Source organism: Caldicellulosiruptor sp. DIB 104C (assembly GCF_028198085.1).
Classification (GTDB): domain Bacteria; phylum Bacillota; class Thermoanaerobacteria; order Caldicellulosiruptorales; family Caldicellulosiruptoraceae; genus Caldicellulosiruptor; species Caldicellulosiruptor saccharolyticus.
The window spans coordinates 2,668,284-2,693,263 of the sequence record NZ_CP116337.1; the positions used below are offsets into that span (position 1 = coordinate 2,668,284).

Here is a 24,980-nt window from a genome sequence, read left to right on the forward strand (position 1 = left end):
CACAATATATCCGAGAGTGCTATACTAAAAAGTGAAAATTAAATAAAGTGGTTTTAAGGGGGAGCTGAGCGGGGCAAAGCTCGGCTGAGAGTAGGCACTAAAAAATCCCCGTGCCTTGACCCTTTGAACCTGATCCGGGTAATGCCGGCGAAGGGAGGAAAAGTGCAAAAAATAAAAGCCTTTAATGCTATAAAGTCCGGCATTAAAGGCTTTTTTTGCTTATATAAAAGCTTATTCAGACGCGACCAAAAAAAGAAGCTGCCGGCAACAGGCAGCTTTTTGTTTTAAGAGCACTTTTGAGACACTTTTTAGCTTGCAAAAAGCCTGTAGGGTAGGTGAGAACTTTGCTTATAAGAGTAAATGACAAAGAAATGGAGTTTTGTGGGAACATCTTAGATCTTGTGCTGAGTTTGAATCTCAATCCTAAGACCTGTGCAGTTTTGGTAAATGGCGAGATTGTAAAGAAAGATGATTGGGAAAGCTTTGTTTTAAAAGATGGTGACTATGTTGAGATTGTAAGCTTTGTTGGCGGCGGCTAAAAAATTAAAAAATTATATCAAAATAACTATGCTACAAATCAATCACAAAAATTATAAAGAAAGGTGATGTTGTATGTTTGAAATAGGCGGCAAGAGGTTAAAATCAAGGCTTTTTGTTGGAACAGGCAAACTTCCTGATTATAGCCTAATTGAAAAGATGTACTATGAAGCCGGCATTGAAGTTTTTGCTGTGGCTGTTCGGCGAATAGGTCCTAACACTAAGCATACAAAAAATGTTTTAGAGTACATTCCGAAAGGTGCCACAATTATGGTAAACACATCAGGTGCACAAGACCACAAGGAAGCAGTAAAGATTGCCATGATTGGAAGAGAACTTACAGATTCTGACTGGGTAAAGGTTGAGATTGAAAAGGACACTAAATATCTTTTCCCAGATAGCTTTGAGACGCTAAAAGCTTGTGAAATCCTTGTAAAAGAGGGTTTTAAGGTATTTCCTTACATCTACCCTGAGCTTAACCTTGCAAAAGAGCTTGAACAAATTGGAGTTGAAGCAGTCATGCCGCTTGGCTCGCCAATTGGGACAAACAAAGGGATTGGTTGTGAGGTGCTTTTAAAGCCTATCATAAACGAGATAAAAATCCCTGTAATAATTGATGCAGGGATTGGAAGACCATCTCACGCAGCACAGGCAATGGAAATGGGAGCAGATGCTGTTTTAATTAACACTGCAATTGCAACGTCAGCTGATCCTCTTAAGATGGCAATAGCGTTTGCAAAGGCAGTTGAGTCAGGAAGGCTTGCTTTTGAGGTTGGAATTTTGAAAGAGTATGAGTATGCTCAGGCATCATCACCTTTGGAGGATTTTATAAGCGGCTAAAAATTTTTTGAAAAAGAAGGTGCTATCAAAAATGGTCAGCTTTTTAAAAGAGGCAGAAGAACTTTTTGAAGAGTACAAAGACTATGCTCCTTCTCACAGGGAAATTTGCGAGATTATAGAGAATAAGGAGTTTTTGACAAAAGAGGATTTAGCAAAGCTTTTGAACGTCAGCAGTAAAGAGGATATAATGCTTATGGCAAAGAAAGCTCAAAAGCTTACACGCGAGAATTTTGGCAAGGTTATTCTTCTGTATGCTCCGCTTTACATTGCAAATTACTGCCAAAACGGTTGTGTTTACTGTGGATTTTCATGCAGGAAAAAGTATAAAAGAGAAAAGCTGAGCTTTGAAGAGATTGAAAATGAACTTAGAAAAATGAAAGAAGAGGGGATTGACTCTGTTATAATTCTCACAGGTGAGGACAGAATTAACTCTTCGGTTGAATACATTGAAAAAGCATGCAGAATCGCAACCGAGTTTATGTCAGAGGTCTCAATTGAAGTGTATCCTCTTTATGAAGAAGAGTACAAAAGGCTATCAAGCATTGGCGTTGTTGGAATTACTATGTACCAAGAGACATATCAAAGAGAAGACTATGATAAGCTTCATCCATTTGGACCAAAAAAAGACTTTGAATTCAGGCTAAATGCACCTGAAAGAGCATTAAAAGCTGGATTTCATGAGGTGTGTGTAGGCCCACTTTTGGGACTTTCTGAGCCCAAAAAAGATGTTTTGTGTGCAATACTTCATGCAGAGTACTTGCTTGACAAGTTCCCAAAAGCTGAAATTTCAATTTCATTCCCAAGGTTCAGAAGCGCTGGCACAGACTTTATACCATCATACACTGTATCAGACAAGGAATTTATCAAATTTTTGATCATTGCAAGGCTGTATCTTCCAAGAGTTGGAATTGTGGTGTCAACCAGAGAAAGGCCTTCTCTTCGTGATGCTTTGATTGATGTTTGCATAACCAAGATGTCAGCAGGCTCTAAAACAACAGTTGGTGGGTATGCAGAAGAAAAAGATGAAGATGCTGAGGCTCAGTTTGAGGTAGAAGATAGAAGAAGTGTATCTGAGGTTGTAGATGTTATAATTAAAAAAGGACTGCGGCCCGAGTTTACAAACTGGGTAAAGGGTGTGAAAAGTGTATGAGCTTATTTGACCTTATGCTGAAAAACTACTTTGATGAAAAGATGCTTGAAAAACTCTCAAAGGTAAAAATTCTTATAATTGGCTGTGGCGGGCTTGGATCTAACATTGCAGTTATGCTTGTAAGAAGTGGCGTTAAAAACCTTACAATCGTTGACTTTGACAAGGTAGATGTTTCAAACCTCAACAGGCAAAACTATTTCTTCTACCAGACAGGGCAGGAAAAAGTGTCAGCGCTCAAAGACATTCTTGAGAAGATAAATCCGTATATAACTGTGAAGGCTCTGAATATGAAAATTGATGAGTCAAATATAAATGATTTGATTTTACAGCATGACATAATTGTTGAGGCAGTTGACAATGAGCAGACAAAAATGCTCATCTTCAAAAAAGCATATGATCATGGCAAGAAAGTTGTTTTAGCCTCAGGCGTTGCAGGGTTTGGCGATTGTGAGAATATCAAAATAAAGCGTGGCAAGAACTTTTCAGTTGTGGGCGATTTTGTGACATCAATCAAAGAAAAAAAGCCTCTTGCACCAAAGGTAATGGCAGTTGCCGCAATGCAGGCTGATGAGGTTTTGAGGATGGTGAGTGAGCTTGAGTAAAGAAGAGAAGCTGCAGCTTTTTAAAAGCTACAACATCTATGGCTTGACAGCTGAGAAATTTTCAAATGGAAGGTCGAATATAGAAGTTGTAAAGGCAATGCTTGAGAGTGGAATAAAAATAATCCAGTACAGGGAAAAGTACAAAAGTCTAAAAGAAAAATATGAAGAGTGTCTGCAAATCAGAAAACTTACCAGGCAATATGGTGCGCTTTTGATAGTAAACGACCATGTGGACCTGTGCCAGATGGTAGGGGCGGACGGTGTTCACTTGGGGCAGGAAGACTATCCAGCAAAAGAGGTAAGAAAAATCTTAGGAGAAGACTTTATAATCGGTGTTACAACCCATACAAAAGAACAAGTTGAAAAAGCAGTTGAAGATGGAGCTGACTATATTGGTTTGGGTCCTGTGTTTCAGAGCTTTACAAAAGACAAGCCACATCCGCCGATTGGCCTTGAGATGGTCAGCTGGGCAGCAAAAAACTGCAAGATACCTTTTGTTGCAATAGGTGGAATAAAAGAGCACAATCTAAAAGATGTGCTTGAGGCGGGTGCAAAGTGCGTCAGCCTTGTGACAGAGATTGTAGGTAGCGATGACATTTCACAAAAAATAAAAAAGCTTTGGGATATTATAAAAGAGTTTGAAAGGAGCTGATTTTGTGATGAAAACCCAGATGACATATGCAAAAGAAGGAATATTTACACGCGAGATGGAACTTGCAATCCAGAATGAAGAGATAGATAAAGAAGAATTCTTGCAAAAGGTTGCAGAGGGCAAGATTGTCATTCCGGCAAACAAGAACAGGAAAAGAGACAAATATTTTGCAATTGGAGATGGAACATATGTAAAAATCAATGTAAATATTGGCGTGTCAGAAGCATGTCCGAATTTTGATATAGAGGTTCAAAAGCTTGAGATTGCCAAAAAATTTGAGGTTGAATCTGTGATGGATTTGTCAAGCGGGCTTGACGCTTCAAACTTCAGAAAATACATTCTTCAAAACTATGACTTTATAGTAGGGACAGTTCCAGTTTACCAGGTTGCATCAAGGCATGATGACATTACAAAGGTTGATAGCAAAGAGTTTATAGAAGAGATTGAAAGGCAGGCAGAAGAAGGGGTTGATTTTTTCACAATACATGCAGGAATTACAAGAAGGACTTTAGAGAGATTTGAAAAAAATGATCGGCTGCTCAAGATTGTCTCAAGAGGCGGTGCACTTTTGTACAAATGGATGATGGCAAACCGAAAAGAAAATCCGCTCTATGAACACTTTGACGAGATTCTAAAAATCTGCAAAAAACACAATGTTACAATAAGCCTTGGAGACAGTCTCAGGCCCGGCACGGTCTATGATGCAACAGATGCGCTTCAGATAGAAGAGCTTATAAACCTTGGAGAGCTCACCAAAATGGCCTGGAAAGAAGATGTGCAGGTGATGATAGAAGGGCCAGGGCACATGAGAGCAAACGAGATTGCAGCAAACATGGTAATTCAAAAAAGGCTTTGTCACGGTGCACCGTTTTATGTCTTGGGTCCTCTTACAACAGACATTGCAGCAGGGTACGACCATATCTCAGGTGCGATGGGTGCGCTCATTGCAGCTTTAAATGGAGCAGATTTTCTGTGCTATGTGACACCAGCTGAACACCTGAGGCTTCCATCGGCAGATGATGTCAAAGAAGGAATTGTTGCGTTCAAGATTGCAGCGCACAGTGCTAATATTGCAAAAGGCTTTAAAAAGCCACTTGAAAAAGACATTGAGATGTCAATTGCAAGACGTGACCTTGACTGGGAGAAGATGATAAACCTTTCGATTGACCCGCAAAAGGCAAAAGAGTACAGAAGCACATACCCTTCTGATACATGCTCTATGTGTGGAAGGCTGTGTGCTGTAAAAAATTCAAGGGACGAGGCAGTACTGTAAAACATTAAAAAAGATAGTTTGATGGATTCAATACATTTTACAGGGGATGAAAAATGTGAGAAAAGTTCTTGTAATTGCTGGATTTGATCCTTCTTGTGGAGCTGGCATTGTGCTTGACACAAAGGTTGTAAGATCACTTGGCGAGTTTGCAGCCTCTGTAATAACCTGCTTGACAGTTCAAACTACAGAAAGGGTCTATGATGCACTTACCATAGACCCTGATTTTTTTGAGTATCAGCTTCAAAAGATAATTGAGGATATAGAGCCAGATAGCGTCAAGATTGGACTTTTGGGAAGTGAAGAAATAGCAAGGGCTGTGCTGAGGAATATAAGAAGGTATAATCTCAAAAACATTGTGTGTGACCCAGTTTTGAAATCAACAAGCGGTTTTGAGTTTGGGAAAGATAAGTTTGTCGAGTTTTTGAAAAGCGAATTTTTAAAAGTTTGTAGCGTTATCACGCCAAACAAAACCGAGGCAGAAGTCATTTTTGATATGAAAATTGAAAATTTTGGAGAAGATATTTTAAATTCTATTCAACAAAAAATGAATAAGATAGGTATAAAGTCATGCGTTTTAAAAGGTGGGCATGTTGATGGCCATCTTGCAGAGGATGTTTTGATAACACAAACTGAAATTTATAGAGTTTCTGCTGGAAAGATAGGCTCAACAGACAACATTCACGGCACTGGCTGTGCCTTTTCATCTGCGTTTGCTACTTTCCTTGCAAAGGGATATAATATGTATGATACATTAAAACAAACAAAGGATTTTGTTTCAAACTTGATACACAATTCAATAAAGATAGGAAAGGGAAGACTTGTTTTAAATCCTTAAGAATACACAGGAAAATTAGCTGAAGATATTAATGGGAAGGGGCATGGCAAGGTGGCAATAAAGTTTGAGCTGATAAAGAAGAGCAAAAAATCCAATGCAAGACGAGGAAGGCTCTACACCCCCCATGGAGTTATTGAAACACCGGTTTTTATGCCAGTCGGAACTCAAGCAACAGTCAAGGCAATTATGCACAGGGACCTGTATGAGATAGGAACTCAGATAATTCTGGCAAACACGTACCATTTGTATCTTCGACCTGGAATAGATGTCATAAAAGAAGCAGGCGGGCTTCACAAGTTCATGAACTGGCAAAAACCAATTTTAACCGACAGTGGCGGGTTTCAGGTGTTTTCACTCAGCAAGCTTCGAACAATCACAGACGATGGCGTTGAGTTCAGGTCGCACATAGATGGTTCTCGGCACTTTTTCACACCTGAAAAGGTGATTGAGATTCAGAATATCCTTGGTTCAGATATAATAATGGCATTTGATGAGTGTGTACCATACCCTTGTGACCATGAGTATGCAAAGTGGGCTTTAGAGAGAACAGCAAGATGGCTCAAAAGATGCAAAGCTCATCACAAAAACACAGAAAATCAGGCTCTGTTTGGGATAGTACAAGGCTCAACTTACAAGGACTTGAGAATAGAAAGTGCAAAGCGCACAGTTGAAGAAGACCTTCCAGGCTATGCGATAGGCGGGCTTTCTGTGGGCGAGCCAAAAGAGCTCATGTATGAGATGATAGAGGTACTTCACCCACTTTTGCCAGAGGACAGGCCACGATACCTCATGGGTGTTGGAACACCAGACTGCTTGTATGAATCTGTCATTCGCGGTGTTGACATGTTCGACTGTGTATTTGCAACGCGAACTGCTCGAAATGGAACAGTTTTCACAAAAGAGGGCAGGATGATTATAAAAAATGCTCAGTATGCAAAGGACTTCAGACCCATTGAAGAGGACTGTGACTGTTACACATGCCAGAACTTTACCCGCGCTTACTTGAGGCACTTGATTAAAGCTGAGGAAATCCTTGGTGCAATTTTGCTTTCCATCCATAATGTAAGATTTTTGCTAAGGTTTATGGAAAAGCTGAGAAAGGATATTGAAGAGGATAGGATATAAAAGCAAGAAAATAATTAAAAAAAGGGGAGGTGTAGAAAAGTTTGTTGCTACACACCTCCCTTTTTTATGTTTATCGCGCATATTTCATCATTGCAGAAACAATTTCTGGATATACCCATTTAAGAGTTTTTCTATCTAACAGTCCAAAGTTTTCTCCATTTCCATAAAAAGCGTTATTGTCCCACCAACAACATGTTATACCCCTTGCCCTTGCTGCTCTGACATAGTATGCTGCAAATTCAACTCTTGATTGCAAGTTGCCATTTTTATCTCTTGCTCCAAATTCACCTATCACAACAGGTATACCTTTACTTACAAATTTGTCGTACAGTTTGTCCATGAAATAGTCAATATCTCTGCGACTTTCTTCCGAATTTACACTCCATTCAGAAACACTTCCTGACTCGTTGGGTGCCTGTAAGGCAAAATTGTATGGTCTGTAAGCATGAACAGAGATTATGATTCTGTTTTTGTATTTTGAGCTATCTTTTGGAATTTTGAATTCATCAATAAGGACATACTCTGGAGCGGCCGCATATCCTGGTACCATAAGATAACGGGAAACATTATTTCCACCGGTTGATCTGACAGTATCTACAAAGACTTGATTGAGCTTGTTTATTGCTTCCACAGCATCTCTGCATTCTGGATTGTTCATATCAAGCCACCATTCAAATCTTGAACCAGTAAGTCGGGGTTCATTTACTGCTTCAAAAATTAAGTGATCATTGTAATTCTTAAATCTTGTGGCAACTTGAGTCCAAATGCTTTTTACATATTTTATAGAAGTTTGCAAATGTTGAGAGTTAGGATAATAATATCCCGGCATGATATCATGGTGAATATTTATTATTACATACATCTTGTTTTTCATTGCGTAGTCAACAACTTGCTGAACTCTATCGAGCCATCTTTTGCTTATGGTAAAATTACTTCCTGTCACATGGTTATGCCACGAAACTGGAATTCTTATTGTGTTAAATCCTGCTTTTTTTACAGTATCAATCATTTGTTTGGTGGTTTTTACACCACACCATGCTGTTTCATACAAAAGTTCATCGTCAAAACTTGGATTTTCAAATGCCGCATCAAATGTGTTTCCTAAATTCCATCCTATCTTCATGTCTTTGACAAATTTTAATGCAGCGTTGTTTGGGATTTTTCTTGATGCAATCTTTATTTCTGGAATTTTGGCTCTGTTACTGGATGCTTCTGAATCAGAGGAATTACCTAAAGAGAAACTAACAAACGTCAGACCAGTCAAAACTGCACACACTGTGGCAAGTATCCTCCTCTTGTTCACTTCTTAAGCCTCTCCTTTCATAAGGATTTTTCTTACAATAATTAGTATAGCATAAAATTTAGAGAAAAAATTAAGTGCTTTGCAAAAGCATATTAAGGAAAATTTACATTGCTGTATTTAATTGTACAACTATTTAGAAAATAGGATACTATGTAATAATGTTCTATAACATAGAAAAATTAGTTAAGATAATAATAAATGGTTGACACAGTCTGCTACTTCTTTGCTTTTTACTACGTTGCTTAATATTAGCATATAATTCCATAAAATACTTAATTTTTGCCACCAAGAATTATTGTTATTAAGCTGTATTATTTTTTGTTCACATTTGCTAAATAAAATAAATTTTTAGTAAAGGGCACTTGGTGAAGACATATTTACCACCTAATTTATTACAGAAAAGAGAATAGAAAGTACCTACATTCTTAAGGATGTCCTCAAGAAGTAACGTAGGAAACTGAAAAACGTGGGAAGAGACCAGAGATTTCGAATCTATAAACTTTGTTTTTACATCTCTCAGCATGAATCTATTGCCAAATATTCGTCATCTGCTCTATGTGAATTTTCAATTACTCCCATAAGATGTTTTGCTCTTGGTGGAATAGGATTTAGTTCTACTCCTAAAATAGAAAACATCTCATTCCACTCCTTTAGCTTTCTTTCGCTTCCTCCGCAAAATTCTTCTCCATTATCCAATCGGATTTTTATTGGGGTTCTCAACATTATGTGTTCTTAGCCATAAAGCAACCAAGGATATAAACATAAAGCCAAAAGTAGATTATAGTTCATAAAAGTCCGCTGTAAATCTTGTTCTTGTTGCAACATCTATCATGTTCCACTCATAACATGGTAAGTTGTATTTTTTAATGTGTTCATATACTTCTTTTGGAAGACTGTCTTTATTCTGCAAGATGCTTTGTATCAAGCTGGAATTCGGAAAAAGGAATAAGAGTCTCATAGTCATACAAACTTCTTTCTCCTTTTTTTGTCTTTCTTGTTTTTCTCGGTACAGCATTTCTTTTAAGAATTGACTTTATCGTGTTTTCGCTTATTTTAACCCCGTATTTCTAGACAAATAAAGTAAAAGGACGTCTGTATTCTCCAATCCTGTTCTTTTAGCCTCTTGGGAAATAGGCTTTTCAAGCTCAGAAGAAAGTTTTTTAGGACAAGTTTTAGGTTTTCTTGATTTATCCTCAAGGGGACCGTAAATTGCTCTTCTTATAGTAGCTCTTGATACACCTAATATTTTAGCAGTTTTTGATACGTTTTTGTTATTTACTTCAAATACTTTTCGAATTAATTCTCTTGTTTTTTCGGGCAGATTGTTATTTCGTGATATGATATAATATTCATAGTAGGCTGCCCTCCCATCCTGGTAGTTTTTGAATGTTTATTTTGAGTGGTAGATTACACTTTTTAATTATATTCATATCAGGATGGAGGCAGCCTCAATTCTTTTTATAACCTTCTTCTTAGTATTTTCGCACATTCTTTCGCTGGGTAAATATCTCTACACTTATTCGAGAAAAAAAGAGGAACAATAATTGACTTAATAATTTCAACAATTTCCAGCATAATTCAAGCTGTTCCTCCATTTGTATTGGCTGTGCTGATTTTATTTATTTTTGCTGTGAGACTAAGAGTGCTTCCTATTGGTGGCGCTTATCCGGTTGATGTTGAGCCTTCGTTTTCAGTTCAGTTCATTTTAAAAGTCTTGCATCATGCAATTGGGCCTATGTTTGCGACGGCCATTCCTCAGATGGCAGCTTGGACGCTTGCAATGAGGGGAAATACATCACAAGTAATGGAGGAAGATTATATTAGGTTTGCTCAGGCACGAGGTCTGAAAGATTCTGTAATTGCAAATAAGTATATCAAAAACAATGCGATGCTACCACTGGTTGCCAGCCTTGCAATTTCAGTAGGTTACATGTTAGGAGGACATACACTGGTTGAGTCTATTTTCAATTATCCTGGTATTGGATTTTATTTTGGAAAAGCAATTGCTGTGAGAGATTTTGGGCTTTTAACAGGTTTATTTTCACTGATTGTAATTGGTGTGATTGTTGCTACCTTTATAGCCGAGATTATATATGCATTAATTGATCCAAGGGTGAAGCTAAAATGAAAAATAGGAGATTTTCAAACTTTTTTTATGACTATATTCAGCCTATACTTACAAATAAAAAATCTCTAATTGGCTTGATAATACTTTCTTTTTTTATTTTAATGGCAACCATAGGACCATTAGTAGTTCCATTAAATATGAATTCCAACTTTGCAGAAAGGTACCAAAAACCTTCACTCAAACACCCATTTGGTACAGACTATTTCGGTGTTGATATATTTCAGCAAATTGTTCATGGATCAAGGTCTGTAATCTCGCTTACATTGCTTGCGAGCTTATTTGCAGTGATTATAGGTACAATTTTCGGTGTTGCTCGAGGATACATTGAGGGAATTGCAGGGAAGATTTTAGATGCGGTCATAACTGTATTTTTAGTCATTCCTTCATTTCCTGCACTTTTGATTTTAGCGGCGATATTTACAAATGCTAAATTGAACGCTGTTGAAATTGCTCTGCTGGTTGCTATCTGGTTGTGGGCACCGCTGGCAAAACAGATATCAGCTCAGGTACTTACCATCAAATCAAAAGAGTTTATAGAAGCATCAAGAATGCTAAACATGGGGCTTGGCTACATACTATTCAGTGACATTGCAAAGCTGTTAATACCTTATATCTTCATAAATTTTGTAACGCAGATAAAAAGTGCAATGGAATTTTCAATAGGACTGATGTTTTTAGGGCTTGCAAAATTTGATCCCACTCATTGGGGAATAATGCTAAATTATGCTCTGTACCAAGCAGGAGCATTATATACACCTAAGGGGTTTCACTATCCGTTTTTTATAATCCTCAATATTGTGCTGCTGATTTATGGAGGAATATTACTGGCTCAAGGAATTGAGGAAGTGTTTAATCCTAAACTTCGGGGGCATGAATAAAAATGAATTGTTTGTTGAAGGTTTCTAATCTCAAGGCAATTTATTTAGTAAGAGAAGGCACTATCAAAGCCACAGATGACGTGTCGTTTGAGATTTTTGAGAATACCGCTGCAGCAATTGTAGGGGAGAGTGCGTCGGGCAAAAGTACAATAATTGAAGCAATGACAAGAACTTTACCCCCCAATGGAAGAATTCTTGCAGGTACTGTTGAGTACAAAGGAAAGGACCTCTTAAAAATTACCGAAGAAGAGCTGAGGACAATCAGGTGGAAAGAGATAGCGCTTGTTCCTCAAGCAGCTCAGCAATCGTTAAATCCTACTATGAAAATTATTGACCATTTTAGAGATACAATCCAAACCCATGGGATAAACTGGAGTAAGGACGAATTGATTAGTAGAGCATCAGAGAAGATAAGAATGGTAAGACTTGATCCTGAAACTGTACTTAATGCTTATCCTATGCAGCTTTCAGGTGGTATGAAACAGCGGGTGTTGATAGCACTGGCATTGCTTCTTGAGCCTAAAATTCTAATACTTGATGAACCAACTTCTGCTTTAGATGTTTTAACCCAGGCACATATCATTCAGCTGCTAAAGGAGCTTAAAAGGAAACTTAATATTACACTTATTTTTGTGACTCACGACATTGCAGTTGCAGCCGAACTTGCTGACAATATTTTTGTAATTTATGGCGGATGTTTGGTGGAGTGCAGTCCAACAGTTGAAATTTTCAAAAATCCTAAACATCCTTATACCAAAGGACTAATAAATTCCATTATGGCAATTAATGCTGATATGTCGAAAATAAAAGCAATCCCTGGCGACCCACCAAGTTTACTTAATCCTCCTTCTGGATGCAGATTCCATCCGCGATGTGAACATGTAATGGACATTTGCAAGAAAGTTAGACCACCACTTGTTCAGCTTTCAAGTGGAACGAAGGTAGCATGCCATTTGTATGAAGAAGGAGGATATGGAGAATGAGCGAAATTGCCATAAAAGCACAGAATGTAAGTAAAATTTATTCTCAAGGATTATTCAAGAAAAGATATAAATTAGTCCTTGATAATATAAATTTAGAAGTCAATAAAGGTGACAGATTAGTTATTATTGGCGAAAGTGGTATGGGAAAGACTACACTTGCAAGAATATTGGCAAACCTTGATGCACCATCATCTGGTGATGTATACTGGTTTGGGACAAGTTTAAAAGATGTAAATAGAAGTGAATACAAACATTTAAGAAAAAAAGTTCAGTACGTTCATCAAGACCCCTATGCATCTTTGCACCCATCAAAGACCATTTTTAAGATAATAGCTGACCCGTTGAAAAAGTGCCAAGGTCTTACAGGGAGAAAGTTAGAAGAAAAGGTCTATGAGCTTTTAGAAATGGTTGGGCTGATGCCACCTGACTATTTTTTTAATAAATATCCACACCATTTATCTGGTGGTGGACGCCAGCGACTTGCAATTGCACGTGCGTTGACTGCACAGCCTGAGATACTAATTGCTGATGAACCTATAAGTATGATTGACATGTCGCTAAGAGCTGCAATAATAAAGTTATTAAAAGACCTAAATGACAAACATAATATCACTGTCATACTCATTTTACATGATATTGGAGCAGCAAGGTATTTTACTTATGAAAAAGGTGAGATAGCAGTTATATATGGTGGCAGAATTGTTGAAAAAGGGACAAGTGAAGAGGTAATAACAAGACCCATTCATCCTTATACAAAAGTACTTATTAGTTCGAGCCCTATTGCGGATCCAGAACTGGCAAAAAATAGAGAAATCGAACAGCTAAGGTCGTACGACCCACCGCTAAGGGGGCCTGAGACAAAAAACTGTCCATTTTCACATGCATGTAACTATTCTGTTGATAAATGTTTGAGCAATACACCTGAACTTGAGAAGGTAAATGCGGACCATTATATTGCTTGCCATGTTTTTAAAGATTAGATTGAGAAATTGATGGAGATGAGAAGATGCAAAAGTTTTATTTTTTTCTTTCAATGATTATAATTGTATTATCACTAATTTGGCTACTTTATTTTAGAAAAAACGGATTAGAATTTACATTAGTGATATGTGCAATGATGATTGCAATTGTCAATATTCTTACTTTAATTTGGATAACTAATAAAAGGAAAAAACCTTAGGTGAGCTGTCAACACAAAGACGGCCTTTTTATTGTTATAGATTATATAGATTTTTACTAAGGTCTATAAAAAAGCTAAGATTAGGATATTGAAAAGAATAGGATATAAGCTATGGTTAATTATTTACATTTAGCTTACTTGATATTGTAATTTTTTCTGAAATTGTAACTATTCCATTGGCTGAAATAAAACAAAACCATAACAAAGCATGGTTTTTATATCTTAATGCTACTTCGAAAGGGATGTGTAACAAAATAGTTCCTAAGATAATAAAGCATCCTATTAGAATTACTGGTTTTAAACCTCCTCTCTTTATTGTTAGCATTATTAATTCCAACAAGGAGGTAAATAAAACAATGTAGTAATAAGTATCAAAGATAAGTTTTGCAGCCTTATTATTTTGTGAAAACTTTAGCTTTGCTCTTGAATTTTTTGGTTGAGCTCCTGCAGCGTAATCATAAGATTCATGGTCAGCATGCCACATTGTAATTACTTTATCAAGGATAAATCTTTTCATTTTTTTGTCTTTTATAATGTCTTGTAATCTTTTAATGCCAAGCTCAAAAAAGGTTTTCTGAACTTGTTGGGGACCTTTTTCTTGTATTAATTTACTAAATAATTCAGAATCTTTTTTATTCCATTGACCGTGCGAGGATACATTCAGACCCACATACATGTTCCACCCAATTCTTGGGGTTGCAATTTGTTGTTTAATTTTTGATTCAATAGCAAGATTAATTGAGAATGAAGTCAAGAAATATGCAATAAAAACCGTTAGCACAAAAAAACTTTTTACTATTAACCCCTTTTTTAAATGAATTTTAAAAAAGAAAAAAACATTCTCTCTGTCACTTTTATATTCAAAAAACAAAAGATAAAATACAATAAATGCTATAAATACAATAATGCCATTAGGTCTAATGCTATTCAATATGGCAAATAAAACGCCGATTAAAACGAAATTTAAATATTTATTCTTTATTGGCAGGGTATTGTTCATTGCTTTTAAAAATATCAACGCAGATAATAGTGCTATGGCATTAAATAAGTTTTCTGTACATATTAAGATTGAATAAAAAATTCTGGATGGCATTAAGGTCCAAATTAAAGCAGCAATGAATCCATATTGCTTTTTACTAACTTCTTGCCCAATTAGATAGACAAAAACAACTGATAGTGATGAAAGAACTATGCCTGTTAATTGTGCTGAGAGTATTGATGGGCCAAACAAGCGAAAAACAAAAGACAAAAAGGTAGAGAACGCAATTGTATGCGGGAATACTGCTATATAATTTGGGATAAATATTTTTCCATTAAGTAAATTTTTAGCTATCAAGTAATAAGTTAAAAAATCAGAGTTAGGCATAATTTCAGAAAAAAATATTAATGGTAGTGAAAGTAATGTTGCAGTGATAAACAATGTAACCAATATGTATTTGTCATTGAGCTGAGAAATATTTATTTTGCTATTTACTAATACAAGAATTATGCTTCCAATAAGTACTGACATTAAAAGGAGCAATCTTGATAAAGGTTTTGGGATTCGAGTAGGTAGTATGTAGTCTATGTTTCCATTAAGAAAATTTTTTTCAAAAACATACAATACAAAAAGAATGTTAATGACGTATACGAAATAAATTAAGGTGTTTTTTAAAACTTTTGAAGTTATATTAACCATTTTGATTTTTTCCCGCCTTTCAATTATTTAATACTTGTTTTAAGTATTTATGTTTAGCATATTTTGACAAAAAATTTTTCTTTCTTTTATTTTTTATCAAAAGAGGCTGCCGCTTTATACTTAAAATTTGAAGTTCTCAAGAAACTATTATATAATATCTTCAAAAGTTATTAAAGGAGCTGCAAAAAATGCCACTGAGAGTATACTTTGTAATCCCCTGTTTTAACGAAGAAGAAATGCTGCCTTTCACAATTCAAAAGATGGGTGAAAAACTGCAAGGCCTCATTGAAAAAGGGCTAATTTCTGATAAAAGCAAAGTTGTCTTTGTTGACGATGGAAGCCGTGATAGAACATGGGATCTAATCAAAGCTGCTGCAGAGGATAAGAGATTTTTGGGGGTCAAACTTTCGCGAAACTGTGGGCATCAAAACGCCCTTATGGCAGGAATGAGCTATGCTGTAAAGTTTGCTGATTGTATAATTACATTGGATGCAGATTTGCAGGACGATATCAATGTCATTGATGAGTTTATTCAAAAGTACAAGGAAGGCTATGAGATTGTGTATGGAGTGAGAAGCAGCAGAAAAACAGATACGTTTTTCAAAAGGTTTACTGCAGAAGGCTTTTATAAACTAATGAAGGCATTTGGAGTTGAGATTGTTTTTAATCATGCTGATTACAGGCTCATGAGTAAAAGAGCAGTCCAGTATCTTTTGCAGTTTGAAGAGAGAAACTTGTTCTTAAGAGGTATGATTCCATTAATTGGCTTAAAATCAACAGTTGTCTACTATGAAAGGTTAGAAAGAGTAGCAGGGAAAACAAAGTATCCACTCAGAAAAATGCTATCTTTTGCTTTTGAAGGGATTACATCTTTTTCGGTAAAGCCCATAAAGTATATCACAACAGCTGGTTTTTTGATGTTTTTGCTAAGTCTTGTAATTCTTATATATGCGATAGTACAGAAATTAAGAGGACAAGCTGTTACAGGCTGGACTTCGCTTACAATTTCAATTTGGTTTATAGGCGGGCTTCAGCTTGTTGCCTTAGGGCTCATTGGTGAGTATATTGGCAAAATTTATAAAGAGGTCAAAAGAAGACCTTTATACTTCATCGAGGAGATAGCGGGGGATGAATAATTTTAGCTATTTTGTAGAAAAGATAAATTTGTACAAAAAGCAAATAGTCCAGCTTGTGAAATTTTCGATAGTTGGGGTTATAAATACGGCAGTTGACTTTGCAGTATTTTTTCTTTTTTATTTTGTCTTTCATATCAGTTACTCACTCAGTCAGGTTTTTGGGTACACAAGCGGCATGATAAATAGCTTTATAATGAACAAAAAGTGGACATTTGAAGACAAAACCACCGGCAAAGTAATAATTACAAAGCTGTTAAAATTTGTGATTACAAACCTTGTTTCATTAGGATCTTCAATTGTTGTCTTAAAACTTTCAAAAACCTACCTATCAAATTCAATTTTAATCGCCAAAGTTCTTGCAACTCTTTGCGCTCAAATGATAAACTATTTATCGTATAAGTATTGGGTATTTAACAAATTTTGAAAGGGTAGGGTATGTGAATGCAAAATACAGTAGGAAGACTTGACACATTTTTTAGATACATTGTTGTAGTGCTTTTAGGATTAGCCATTGTTTTGTCATTTCAGTTTCGGATAGTTGCTCTTACACATAAGAAAATAAGTTTTGTTGTGATGGTTATTCTTCTTTTGTCAGCTTTTTTAATCTTTAATATTTGGCTTTTTATATTTCGAAAACTGGCAAACAAAAAACTCGCTATACTCTTGTTAATTCTTGTTATAGCAGCTCCAAGACTTATATGGATTTTTTTGATGCCAACAAAGCCGGTTTCGGACTATTTGTGTTTTTATTCCTATGCCCAAAAAGCTTCTCAAGGCTTTTTAAAAGGGTATGACATGACTTTTACACTCTTTAGGTTCAGATTTGGATATTCATTAATTTTGGCACTTGTTTTCAAGATTTTTGGAAGCAGCGTGATTGTAGGAAAACTTTTCAATGTGTTTCTTTCAGTAATTTTAGGACTTATCATATATTTTACTGTTGACTATCTTTTTGGCAAAGAAGCAGCCACATATTCAGCAGTTTTGTATGCCTTCTGGCCATCGCAGATAATGTATAATTCAGTTTTGGCGTCTGAACACCCGTTTATTGTGTTTTTTGTGCTGGGGCTGTATTTTTTGTTAAGGGCAATAAAAGAGAAAAAAGCCATTTTTGGCATATTTGCAGGAGTCCTTGTGGCAATTTCAAATCATATAAGACCTGTTGCTGTTGTGATCATAATTGCGATGGTTTTCTTGTTTGCACTAAAAGCTCTTTGTAAAGATTTTAAAATCTTAAAAAGTGCTATCTTAAGTATAATTTCATACGTTATTACATTCTATACAGTAGGATATCTAATTTTTAGTCTCACAGGCATTCCAGTGTGGAAAACCTCAATGGGGCTTAATCTCATGATTGGTACAGACTATACAACATATGGTATGAACAATCCTAAACATTCTTTGTTTGTTAAAAAATATGCTTATGATTTTCAAAAGATGCACGGTGAGGCTATGAAAATAGGGTTAGAGAGACTTAAAAAAGAAACAAAAAAATTTATTGCTATTCTTCCTCGCAAACATGCTATTATCTGGGGCGATGATAGCTTTGGGTATTTTTGGAGCACTTTTAAGGTTTACAAAACTACACATTTTGTAGATCTTGTAAAGAGTCATCCAACCATTTTCTATATGTTCTCTCAGCTATACTACTATGTAATTTTGATTTACATCATTTTAGGGATTCTCTCATCTATAAAAAATGCCAACAAAGAAATTTTTCTTTTTTTAAATCTTATATTCCTTGGCTATGTTGTATTACACATATTTTTAGAAGTTCAACCTCGTTATCACTACCCTGCAATTTTCACACTCTTTTTGTTAAGCGGTCAAGGAATAAAGTGGCTGAGAGAGAAATTGAAAAGATTTTAATACTGTTGATAAAATTCTCTTGGCCCAAGGTCAAATGCCTCTACGTTTTTTTTTAATACCAAAAACCTTCTTATATCAAAGCACAGGCTGCACTTGTGAAGGTAGCTCTTTTGAGGCTTATATCCAAAGTTTTCTTTAGCAAACCTGAAAAGCTCATGAATACCTTTTGTGTAGAGCATATTTACAAAAAAATACTTTTTGTCATCAAGATCTTTTCCCAAGTCATCAATAGAAATTTTAAATCCCACACATGGGTTTGGGATAAAATTTCCAAAAAGGTCCATATGAAAATGAGTCTTGCTGTTTAATTCATGGCAGGGAGATGAGTTTTCGAGTATTTCCTCAATACTCTTTTTTGGGAAGAACTCTTCAAAAGTTTTTATTGCCCTTCCATTTAACGTAAGGTAATAGCGCAAAGGTAGCGATTTTACATAGTTTTCTCCAAATGTAGCTATGTACTCTGAAAGTGAGTGTGTTTTTTCAATATCAAATCTCTTTATCTCAGGCAAAAACCCTTCTATCCATGGGAAGATTTCAACCCCAACTTCTTTCAAAAGATTTATCAGCTTTAGCACTTTTTTGAGTGGAATGTATTCGTTGTGAAATGGACTAATTGATACCAAAATAGTTTCTATTCCAAGGCTTTTTAGATCTTTTAGCTTTTGCTTTGCCTCTTTTTCATTTTCCACCCATGATGCGTTTGTCTCAATGTACTCTATGTACACTCCATTTTCATTTGCCTTCTCTACAACCTTTTTAAGACCTTCAAAATTCAGAAAAGGCTCACCACCGCCTATATGAACAGAGTAAACTCCAAACTTTTTTAAGGTCTTAAAGACCTTGTCTGCCATCTGCGGAGTTATATACTCTTTTTTCCATGAAGGTGAGCTGTTGTAAAGACAATGCCTGCACCTTGATGAGCAGAAGTAGTTTGTTATAACCCCACCAGAGATAAGTCTGTCAATTTTAAGACTGTTAGTTGAAGCTGGCATAACTTATACCTTCCCCTCCTTGTGCTTTTCAAAAATGCTTGTCTTTTTTTGAAAACTATTATAATATTATTATGTTAGTTTTAGATTAAAAAATCAAATTGATAGGTAGGAGGCAAAAGAACTTTATGAAACTCTTTAATCTTTTGTTTGAGGTAGCTTTTGCGACAAACAACGCTCAAAGCTCATCAAATCAGGCACCAGCAGGGGCTACTTGGGTGGTAGTCTTTACCCAGCTTATTCTTCCGTTGATTTTGATGTTTGCTATCTTTTATATCTTTATAATCCTTCCGCAGCGAAGAAGAGAAAAACAGTTCAGAGACATGATAAATTCACTCATTGTTGGTGATGAGATAGTAACAAACGGTGGAATTGTTGGAAAAATTGTGAATATCAAGGATGACATCTTGACAATCGAGGTAGGGGCTGACAGGGTAAAGCTAAAGGTTTACAAATGGGCTGTAAAGGAAGTTTTGAAGAAGGCTGAGCCAAGAGATTAAAGAGCAAAAAAATGCCATAAACTAAAAGAAGAATGGTTCTGAAGGGTGTTGGCTTCAGAGCCATTTATTTTTAGATAAAGGATTTATTTTTTCAAGAAGGAGTTGAGAGTACCATTACAATTTCTGAGCTTCTTTCACTTCTTGAAAAGTATAGTCTTAAGCCAAATAAAAAACTTGGTCAAAATTTCTTGATTGATGAAAACATTGTAAGAAAGATAGTGAATCTTGCAAAGATTGATCAAAAAGAGGTTTTGGAGATTGGAGCAGGACCTGGTACTTTGACAACATTTCTCTCTCAAAAGGCAAAAAAAAGTATTTGCTGTTGAGATTGACAAAAAGATTTTGAATGTCTTAAAAGAGGTTTGCCAGAATCTCTCAAATGTAGAAATAATAAACCAGGATTTTCTTGAACTTGATGTTAAAAATTTAACAAGTGCGCAAAAACTCTGTGTTGTTGGCAATCTACCGTATTATGTAACTTCACAGATTCTATTCAAGTTATTTGAGGAAAGAAATTATATAGAGTCATTTACAATTATGGTTCAGAAGGAAGTTGCACAGAGACTTTTAGCAAAACCTGGTTCAAAGGACTATGGGATTTTGACAGTGGCAATGAACTTTTATTGTAAAGTAGAAGACTTCTTTTATGTTAGCAAGAATGTCTTTTTTCCAAGACCTGAGGTTGACTCAACTGTTTTGAAGGTAAGCTTCAAAGAAGATATTCCTGATGTTGATGAGAAAAAGTTTTTCAAGATAGTTCACGCTTGCTTTTCTACACGAAGAAAAACCATTTTGAACTCTCTTTCAAATTCTCTTGGGATTGAAAAAGCAGAACTAAAGAATATATTGGAAAAAGCTTCTTTGCAGGAAAATTTGAGGGCAGAGGATTTGAGTTTGGACCATTTTGTAAGACTTTACAAAGAACTTGAAAATATAATTTAAAATTCCAAGTCAAGTAAAAAGGGCTTTGCAACAATTGATATGTACAATTTCATTTTTACACATCGCCTTAATTTTTTATTTTGACATTTTGGCTTAAGTTAAGGTATAATATAATACAAATTGCAATTATGCGAAATAAAACTTGCAAGGTGGTGGAGAAAAGGTGGTAGAGGTGAACTTGCATCCGTCCGTGTATCAATGGATTGACGAGATGGCAAGGATTACAAAGCCAGACAAGATTGTCTGGATAGATGGATCTGAAGAGGAAAAGGAGAGGCTTATTAAAGAAGCTCTTCAGACGGGGGAGCTGATGGAGCTCAACCAGGAAAAGCTTCCAGGGTGTTATCTTCACAGAACACATCCGAGCGATGTTGCAAGGGTTGAAGACAGGACATTTATCTGCACTCCAACAAAAGAAGAGGCAGGTCCAACAAACAACTGGATGGACCCGAACGAGGCTTACAAGATGCTCTACTCACTTTTTGACGGTTCAATGAAAGGTCGAACAATGTATGTTGTTCCATACTTGATGGGACCTGTTGGGTCACCATATTCAAAAGTGGGCATTGAGCTGACAGACAGCATCTATGTTGTACTTAACTTAAGAATCATGGCGAGAATTGGCGATGTTGCGCTAAGACATCTTGGCTCTTCTCCTGACTTTGTAAAAGGACTTCACTCAAAAGCAACACTTGACCCAGAGAAGAGGTACATCTGTCACTTTCCACAGGACAACACTATCATGAGCGTAAACTCAGGATATGGTGGCAATGTCATTCTTTCCAAAAAATGTTTTGCGCTCAGAATTGCAAGCTACTTGGGGAAAAAAGAAGGCTGGATGGCAGAGCACATGCTAATTGTTGGAGTTGAAGACCCAAGCGGTAAAGTAACATACATCGCAGGTGCGTTCCCAAGCGCGTGTGGAAAGACAAACCTTGCTATGTTAATTCCGCCAGAGCCGCTCAAGAAGCTTGGATATAAAGTTTGGACTGTTGGCGACGACATTGCATGGATGAGAATAGGCGAGGATGGAAGGCTTTGGGCTATTAACCCTGAAGCAGGGTTTTTTGGAGTTGCACCTGGCACAAGCTACAAGACAAATCCGAATGCGATGGAGACAATAAAGAGAAATACTATATATACAAACGTTCTTTTAAAAGAAGATGGAACAGTTTGGTGGGAAGGTATGGATGGTGAGCCGCCAGAGAGAGGTATTGACTGGCTTGGAAGACCATGGACAAAAGACAGTGGTGAAAAGGGTGCTCACCCCAATGCAAGGTTCACAGCACCAGCTGCACAGTGTCCGTCAATCTCAAAAGAGTGGGAGAACCCAAAAGGTGTGCCAATTTCAGCTATCATATTTGGTGGAAGAAGAGCAAAGGTTGCTCCACTTGTATATGAAGCGTTTGATTGGCAGCATGGTGTATATGTGGGTGCAACAATGGCATCCGAGACAACAGCTGCAGCAATGGGTAAGGTGGGTGTAGTTCGTCGCGACCCAATGGCAATGCTTCCATTCTGTGGTTATAATATGGCAGACTATTTTGCACACTGGCTTGAGATGGGTAAAAAGATTCCAAAACCTCCTAAGATCTTCCATGTGAACTGGTTTAGACAAGACGAAAATGGCAAGTTCATTTGGCCAGGTTTTGGTGAGAACTTGAGAGTGCTCAAGTGGATAATCGAAAGATGTGAAGGTAAAGTAGGAGCAAAGGAAACACCAATTGGATATGTTCCATATGTAGATGATCTTTACTTAGAAGGTCTTGATATAGACAAAGAAACTGTAGAAAAGCTTCTTGAGATAGATAAAGACCTGTGGCTCAAGGAAGCAGAAGATGCAAGACAGTTTTTAAGCCAGTTTGGAGAAAGACTCCCCACAGAGCTCATTGAAGAGAACGAAAAACTAAAACAAAGGCTTTTAAGGTAAACAATCACCAAATTCAAGACCTCCTTCATATACTGATACAAAGGGTGTGAAGGAGGTCTTTTGTTTTGCTTTCAAATTCTGCATTTACAAGGGTTGTGGTCATCTTAAAGGGAATAGAAGAAAAAGATAGAGTTCCTTTTGGGTATGTCAAAGTTCAGGCAATTGTTGATACAGTGGATTTGGAAGTTGTACTCCAAGGAATTGAAGAAAATGAAGAAAAAATAGCTTTGATGGGCATTGTAAAAAGAACGGATAGGTTTTGTCCGGTATTCTTTTGTCATTTGCAAAATCTACAAAAGTCTACAATTTCACAACTGCTTTCAACCGGCAGGTTTAATATGTTTGGGTCTGGGTATCAGCTAAAAGAGATTATGGGTTTTGCTATTATAAAAGAAAGAAAAGGAAAAAGGAAACTATTGCTCATTGGAAGTATTGATGAAAAGGACCTTTATACAATGGAAAAGGATGTTCTGGAGGAGCTTGAGCAAGACAAGAAAAGGGAAGAAAAAAGAAACGTAAATAACCAAATTGACAAAACTTTTTTAGATGAAAAGTCTTTAAATGAAAACTTGGACTACAACCATCTTGTGGCTCAGGATAATTTAGACACAAAATCTAAGAAAGCTCAAGAAGATGATGAAAAAAAATTTACAGACAATAGCCTGGAGGATTCCAACTTGCAGGTAGTTGAAGTGATATCCCAAAAGGCAGAAGAAAATGGCGAAGAAACCAACGTGAATGAAATTAGTAAGTGCTCTGACGAAAAAGAAGAACTTCCTGCAATAATTGAAAAACGTACGGAGGAGATTAAAAATTTAGAAAATGAAAGGGAAGAAGAAAAAATCATCGAAAAAATAGATTCTACAGAAGATGTTCAGCCTGAGCTTGAAAAGAACTACTGCATTTTAGAATTTGGTGATAAAAGAACGTGGAAGAGAATATTTGAAGAATTAAAAGAAAAGTGCGAAAAGTTTGAGCCTTTTTCTGATGATAAAGTCAAGTGGATGAAGGTTGACAAAAAAGACATCTTTAGATTTTCAAATTTGCATCCATTTTTGTATATAATTTCTAATCCATTTGTTTTTAGACTTGTCTCAGATCAAGGGTATTTAGTAATTGGATATAAGCGGTCTAAGAAGAAAAAGGACAGAATAGAAATCTTGGTTCCTGGTGAGTATTCAGAAGATACAGAAAAAAAAGCAAAGGCTTTTGGGTTTTCAGAGTTTGTGACAAAAGATGGCAAGGTCATGGAAGGCAAGGAAGGTTACTTTAAGATGACGTTAGAGCTCATAGAAAAGGAAGAATAAAAAGGTTATGGAATATGCCTGTATATTATCAGGTGGTAGCGGACTTAGACTTTGGCCAAAGAGCAGAAAAGCTTTTCCAAAACAATTTTTAAAGTTGTTTGGCGACAAAAGTTTTTTGGAAATGACCTATGACAGAATAAAAAAGATTTTACCTCAAGATAGAATCTTCATAGTAACACATATAAACTATCGAAGCCATCTTAAGCTGTTGCTACCCCAAGTAAAAGATGAAAACTTGGTTTTTGAACCCGAACAGAAGGAGACCCTTGCGTGCATTGCTTTGGTATGCATGCACGTTTTGAAAAAAGACCCGGATAGTATATTAGGTGTGTTTCCTTCAGATCACTTTATATCTAATATTGAGAAATTTGAATCTGCAATGAAAAAAGGGTATGAACTTGCTAAAAAAGATCACATTGTATGTTTTGGTATCCTCCCTACAAGGGCTGAGACAAATTATGGGTATATAAAAAGGGGAAAAAAGATAGGAGAAGGTTTATTTTTGACAGAAAGATTTATAGAAAAGCCTGATAGCAAAAAAGCAAAGTATTTGATAAAGTCGGGATATCTTTGGAATAGCGGAATCTATATTTTCAAGGTCTCTACTTTTCTAAGAGAACTAAAAAGATACATGCCGCACTACTATGACATCTTTATGAGGATATTTTCAGCTATCTCAAATGAGAATTATATAGAAGAGTTGAAAAAAGGCTACAAGCTTCTTGAAAAAGTTTCTGTTGACAAGGCAATCATGGAAAAGACAAAAAAGCTTGTTGTGTGCATCTCTGAGTTTGAATGGGATGATGTGGGGACTTGGAGTGCATTTGAGAGGATTTTAAGGAAAGATGAAAATGGCAATGTCATAAAAACAGAGGCGATTGTCAGTGAATCAAAAAATTGCATAATATTTTCTGACAAGTTTGTAATGGCACTTGGGATAAAAGACATTATTTTAGTGTCAGTTGAGGATGCAATCTTGATTTGTCATAAGTCCAAAGAGAGAGAAATCAAGGATATAATTCAAGGAATAGCTTTGAATGAAAAATACAAAAGGTTCTTATGACAAATAGTAATCAAAAAAAGTAGAGGCGCATAAACTTAATATAGAAAGAAAAAGACTTTTTCAAAATGAGATTATATGGC

The 24,980-nt window shown here is 36.2% G+C and carries 21 protein-coding genes, 3 pseudogenes and 1 riboswitch; of the genes and pseudogenes, 20 read left to right on the top strand and 4 right to left on the bottom strand.

The window, feature by feature from the left end; all coding sequences use genetic code 11:
* The first annotated feature begins 47 nt into the window (after positions 1-47).
* A riboswitch (TPP riboswitch) is annotated at positions 48-173 on the top strand.
* A gap of 171 nt (positions 174-344) precedes the next feature.
* The 8 genes from thiS to tgt all read left to right on the top strand — a co-directional run bounded on the left by thiS (position 345) and on the right by tgt (position 7,014).
* On the top strand, positions 345-539 hold the full coding sequence (gene thiS / locus PGC14_RS13085; protein ID WP_083931437.1) for a sulfur carrier protein ThiS: 195 nt from the start codon (positions 345-347) through the stop codon (positions 537-539).
* A 73-nt stretch (positions 540-612) separates the two neighbouring features.
* A complete protein-coding gene (locus PGC14_RS13090) occupies positions 613-1,377 on the top strand; it encodes a thiazole synthase (protein ID WP_271629169.1) in 765 nt (254 codons plus the stop codon).
* 31 nt (positions 1,378-1,408) lie between these two features.
* Positions 1,409-2,527: a 2-iminoacetate synthase ThiH gene (thiH, locus tag PGC14_RS13095; RefSeq protein WP_271629170.1), complete on the top strand. Its 1,119-nt coding sequence runs from the start codon at positions 1,409-1,411 to the stop codon at positions 2,525-2,527.
* A complete protein-coding gene (gene thiF / locus PGC14_RS13100; RefSeq protein ID WP_271629171.1) occupies positions 2,524-3,129 on the top strand; it encodes a sulfur carrier protein ThiS adenylyltransferase ThiF in 606 nt (201 codons plus the stop codon). The genes thiH and thiF overlap by 4 nt, the downstream gene beginning before the upstream one ends.
* The gene (gene thiE / locus PGC14_RS13105) at positions 3,116-3,781 is read left to right on the top strand and encodes a thiamine phosphate synthase (RefSeq protein WP_271629172.1); all 666 of its coding nucleotides are present in this window, start codon (positions 3,116-3,118) and stop codon (positions 3,779-3,781) included. Before thiF ends, thiE begins: the two co-directional genes overlap by 14 nt.
* A gap of 7 nt (positions 3,782-3,788) precedes the next feature.
* Complete coding sequence (gene thiC / locus PGC14_RS13110; RefSeq protein WP_271629173.1) at positions 3,789-5,054, top strand: phosphomethylpyrimidine synthase ThiC; 1,266 nt, start codon at positions 3,789-3,791, stop codon at positions 5,052-5,054.
* Between the two features lie 46 nt (positions 5,055-5,100).
* On the top strand, positions 5,101-5,889 hold the full coding sequence (gene thiD, locus PGC14_RS13115) for a bifunctional hydroxymethylpyrimidine kinase/phosphomethylpyrimidine kinase (protein ID WP_271629174.1): 789 nt from the start codon (positions 5,101-5,103) through the stop codon (positions 5,887-5,889).
* A 51-nt stretch (positions 5,890-5,940) separates the two neighbouring features.
* Positions 5,941-7,014, top strand: coding sequence for a tRNA guanosine(34) transglycosylase Tgt (tgt, locus tag PGC14_RS13120; RefSeq protein ID WP_271629175.1), 1,074 nt, complete (start codon positions 5,941-5,943; stop codon positions 7,012-7,014).
* 70 nt (positions 7,015-7,084) lie between these two features.
* Here tgt and PGC14_RS13125 read toward each other — a convergent pair whose 3' ends face one another.
* Positions 7,085-8,317 (bottom strand): glycoside hydrolase family 5 protein, encoded by a 1,233-nt coding sequence (locus PGC14_RS13125; RefSeq protein WP_051109299.1) that lies wholly within the window; start codon positions 8,315-8,317, stop codon positions 7,085-7,087.
* Between the two features lie 331 nt (positions 8,318-8,648).
* Positions 8,649-9,670, bottom strand: a pseudogene (locus tag PGC14_RS13130) (helix-turn-helix domain-containing protein).
* 172 nt (positions 9,671-9,842) lie between these two features.
* Here PGC14_RS13130 and PGC14_RS13135 point away from each other — a divergent pair.
* From PGC14_RS13135 to PGC14_RS13150, 4 genes and pseudogenes are all read left to right on the top strand, one after another.
* Positions 9,843-10,445 (top strand): annotated as a pseudogene (locus PGC14_RS13135) (ABC transporter permease); the annotation flags it as partial.
* A complete protein-coding gene (locus PGC14_RS13140; protein WP_039764826.1) occupies positions 10,442-11,323 on the top strand; it encodes an ABC transporter permease in 882 nt (293 codons plus the stop codon). The pseudogene PGC14_RS13135 and the gene PGC14_RS13140, both read left to right, overlap by 4 nt.
* A gap of 2 nt (positions 11,324-11,325) precedes the next feature.
* The gene (locus PGC14_RS13145) at positions 11,326-12,306 is read left to right on the top strand and encodes an ABC transporter ATP-binding protein (RefSeq protein WP_271629176.1); all 981 of its coding nucleotides are present in this window, start codon (positions 11,326-11,328) and stop codon (positions 12,304-12,306) included.
* Complete coding sequence (locus PGC14_RS13150) at positions 12,303-13,286, top strand: ABC transporter ATP-binding protein (protein ID WP_271629177.1); 984 nt, start codon at positions 12,303-12,305, stop codon at positions 13,284-13,286. The genes PGC14_RS13145 and PGC14_RS13150 overlap by 4 nt, the downstream gene beginning before the upstream one ends.
* 315 nt (positions 13,287-13,601) lie before the next feature.
* Here PGC14_RS13150 and PGC14_RS13155 read toward each other — a convergent pair whose 3' ends face one another.
* The gene (locus PGC14_RS13155; protein ID WP_039764819.1) at positions 13,602-15,164 is read right to left on the bottom strand and encodes an ArnT family glycosyltransferase; all 1,563 of its coding nucleotides are present in this window, start codon (positions 15,162-15,164) and stop codon (positions 13,602-13,604) included.
* Positions 15,165-15,352: 188 nt separating this feature from the next.
* Here PGC14_RS13155 and PGC14_RS13160 point away from each other — a divergent pair, with 188 nt between their 5' ends.
* From PGC14_RS13160 to PGC14_RS13170, 3 genes are read left to right on the top strand one after another with little or no spacing between them, the layout of a single operon-like run.
* Positions 15,353-16,300 (top strand): glycosyltransferase family 2 protein, encoded by a 948-nt coding sequence (locus PGC14_RS13160; RefSeq protein ID WP_039764817.1) that lies wholly within the window; start codon positions 15,353-15,355, stop codon positions 16,298-16,300.
* The gene (locus PGC14_RS13165) at positions 16,293-16,724 is read left to right on the top strand and encodes a GtrA family protein (protein ID WP_039764815.1); all 432 of its coding nucleotides are present in this window, start codon (positions 16,293-16,295) and stop codon (positions 16,722-16,724) included. The genes PGC14_RS13160 and PGC14_RS13165 overlap by 8 nt, the downstream gene beginning before the upstream one ends.
* Before the next feature lie 17 nt (positions 16,725-16,741).
* On the top strand, positions 16,742-18,169 hold the full coding sequence (locus PGC14_RS13170) for a glycosyltransferase family 39 protein (protein WP_271629178.1): 1,428 nt from the start codon (positions 16,742-16,744) through the stop codon (positions 18,167-18,169).
* Here PGC14_RS13170 and PGC14_RS13175 read toward each other — a convergent pair.
* The gene (locus tag PGC14_RS13175) at positions 18,166-19,161 is read right to left on the bottom strand and encodes a radical SAM protein (RefSeq protein ID WP_039764810.1); all 996 of its coding nucleotides are present in this window, start codon (positions 19,159-19,161) and stop codon (positions 18,166-18,168) included. The genes PGC14_RS13170 and PGC14_RS13175 overlap by 4 nt on opposite strands.
* Before the next feature lie 125 nt (positions 19,162-19,286).
* On the opposite strand from PGC14_RS13175, the gene yajC reads away from it, so the two are divergent.
* The 5 genes and pseudogenes from yajC (at position 19,287) to PGC14_RS13205 (ending at position 24,900) form a co-directional block, all read left to right on the top strand.
* A complete protein-coding gene (gene yajC, locus PGC14_RS13180; RefSeq protein ID WP_039764808.1) occupies positions 19,287-19,658 on the top strand; it encodes a preprotein translocase subunit YajC in 372 nt (123 codons plus the stop codon).
* 113 nt (positions 19,659-19,771) lie between these two features.
* Positions 19,772-20,600, top strand: a pseudogene (gene rsmA / locus PGC14_RS13190) (16S rRNA (adenine(1518)-N(6)/adenine(1519)-N(6))-dimethyltransferase RsmA).
* 163 nt (positions 20,601-20,763) lie between these two features.
* Positions 20,764-22,530, top strand: coding sequence for a phosphoenolpyruvate carboxykinase (GTP) (locus tag PGC14_RS13195; RefSeq protein WP_271629180.1), 1,767 nt, complete (start codon positions 20,764-20,766; stop codon positions 22,528-22,530).
* Positions 22,531-22,595: 65 nt separating this feature from the next.
* Positions 22,596-23,837, top strand: a complete 1,242-nt coding sequence (locus PGC14_RS13200; protein WP_039763882.1) for a hypothetical protein — start codon at positions 22,596-22,598, stop codon at positions 23,835-23,837.
* A 7-nt stretch (positions 23,838-23,844) separates the two neighbouring features.
* Positions 23,845-24,900, top strand: coding sequence for a mannose-1-phosphate guanylyltransferase (locus tag PGC14_RS13205; protein ID WP_011915889.1), 1,056 nt, complete (start codon positions 23,845-23,847; stop codon positions 24,898-24,900).
* The last annotated feature ends 80 nt before the right edge of the window (positions 24,901-24,980 follow it).

Bases quoted from the DNA above. Each gene is read 5' to 3' on its own strand.
- PGC14_RS13160 (WP_039764817.1), top strand. From the start codon at position 15,353: ATGCCACTGAGAGTATACTTTGTAATCCCCTGTTTTAACGAAGAAGAA.
- PGC14_RS13150 (WP_271629177.1), top strand. From the start codon at position 12,303: ATGAGCGAAATTGCCATAAAAGCACAGAATGTAAGTAAAATTTATTCT.
- PGC14_RS13090 (WP_271629169.1), top strand. From the start codon at position 613: ATGTTTGAAATAGGCGGCAAGAGGTTAAAATCAAGGCTTTTTGTTGGA.
- PGC14_RS13165 (WP_039764815.1), top strand. From the start codon at position 16,293: ATGAATAATTTTAGCTATTTTGTAGAAAAGATAAATTTGTACAAAAAG.
- thiD (WP_271629174.1), top strand. From the start codon at position 5,101: ATGAAAAATGTGAGAAAAGTTCTTGTAATTGCTGGATTTGATCCTTCT.
- PGC14_RS13155 (WP_039764819.1), bottom strand. From the start codon at position 15,164: ATGGTTAATATAACTTCAAAAGTTTTAAAAAACACCTTAATTTATTTC.
- thiH (WP_271629170.1), top strand. From the start codon at position 1,409: ATGGTCAGCTTTTTAAAAGAGGCAGAAGAACTTTTTGAAGAGTACAAA.
- yajC (WP_039764808.1), top strand. From the start codon at position 19,287: ATGAAACTCTTTAATCTTTTGTTTGAGGTAGCTTTTGCGACAAACAAC.
- PGC14_RS13205 (WP_011915889.1), top strand. From the start codon at position 23,845: ATGGAATATGCCTGTATATTATCAGGTGGTAGCGGACTTAGACTTTGG.
- PGC14_RS13145 (WP_271629176.1), top strand. From the start codon at position 11,326: ATGAATTGTTTGTTGAAGGTTTCTAATCTCAAGGCAATTTATTTAGTA.
- PGC14_RS13175 (WP_039764810.1), bottom strand. From the start codon at position 19,161: ATGCCAGCTTCAACTAACAGTCTTAAAATTGACAGACTTATCTCTGGT.
- thiF (WP_271629171.1), top strand. From the start codon at position 2,524: ATGAGCTTATTTGACCTTATGCTGAAAAACTACTTTGATGAAAAGATG.
- thiC (WP_271629173.1), top strand. From the start codon at position 3,789: ATGAAAACCCAGATGACATATGCAAAAGAAGGAATATTTACACGCGAG.
- PGC14_RS13170 (WP_271629178.1), top strand. From the start codon at position 16,742: ATGCAAAATACAGTAGGAAGACTTGACACATTTTTTAGATACATTGTT.
- PGC14_RS13140 (WP_039764826.1), top strand. From the start codon at position 10,442: ATGAAAAATAGGAGATTTTCAAACTTTTTTTATGACTATATTCAGCCT.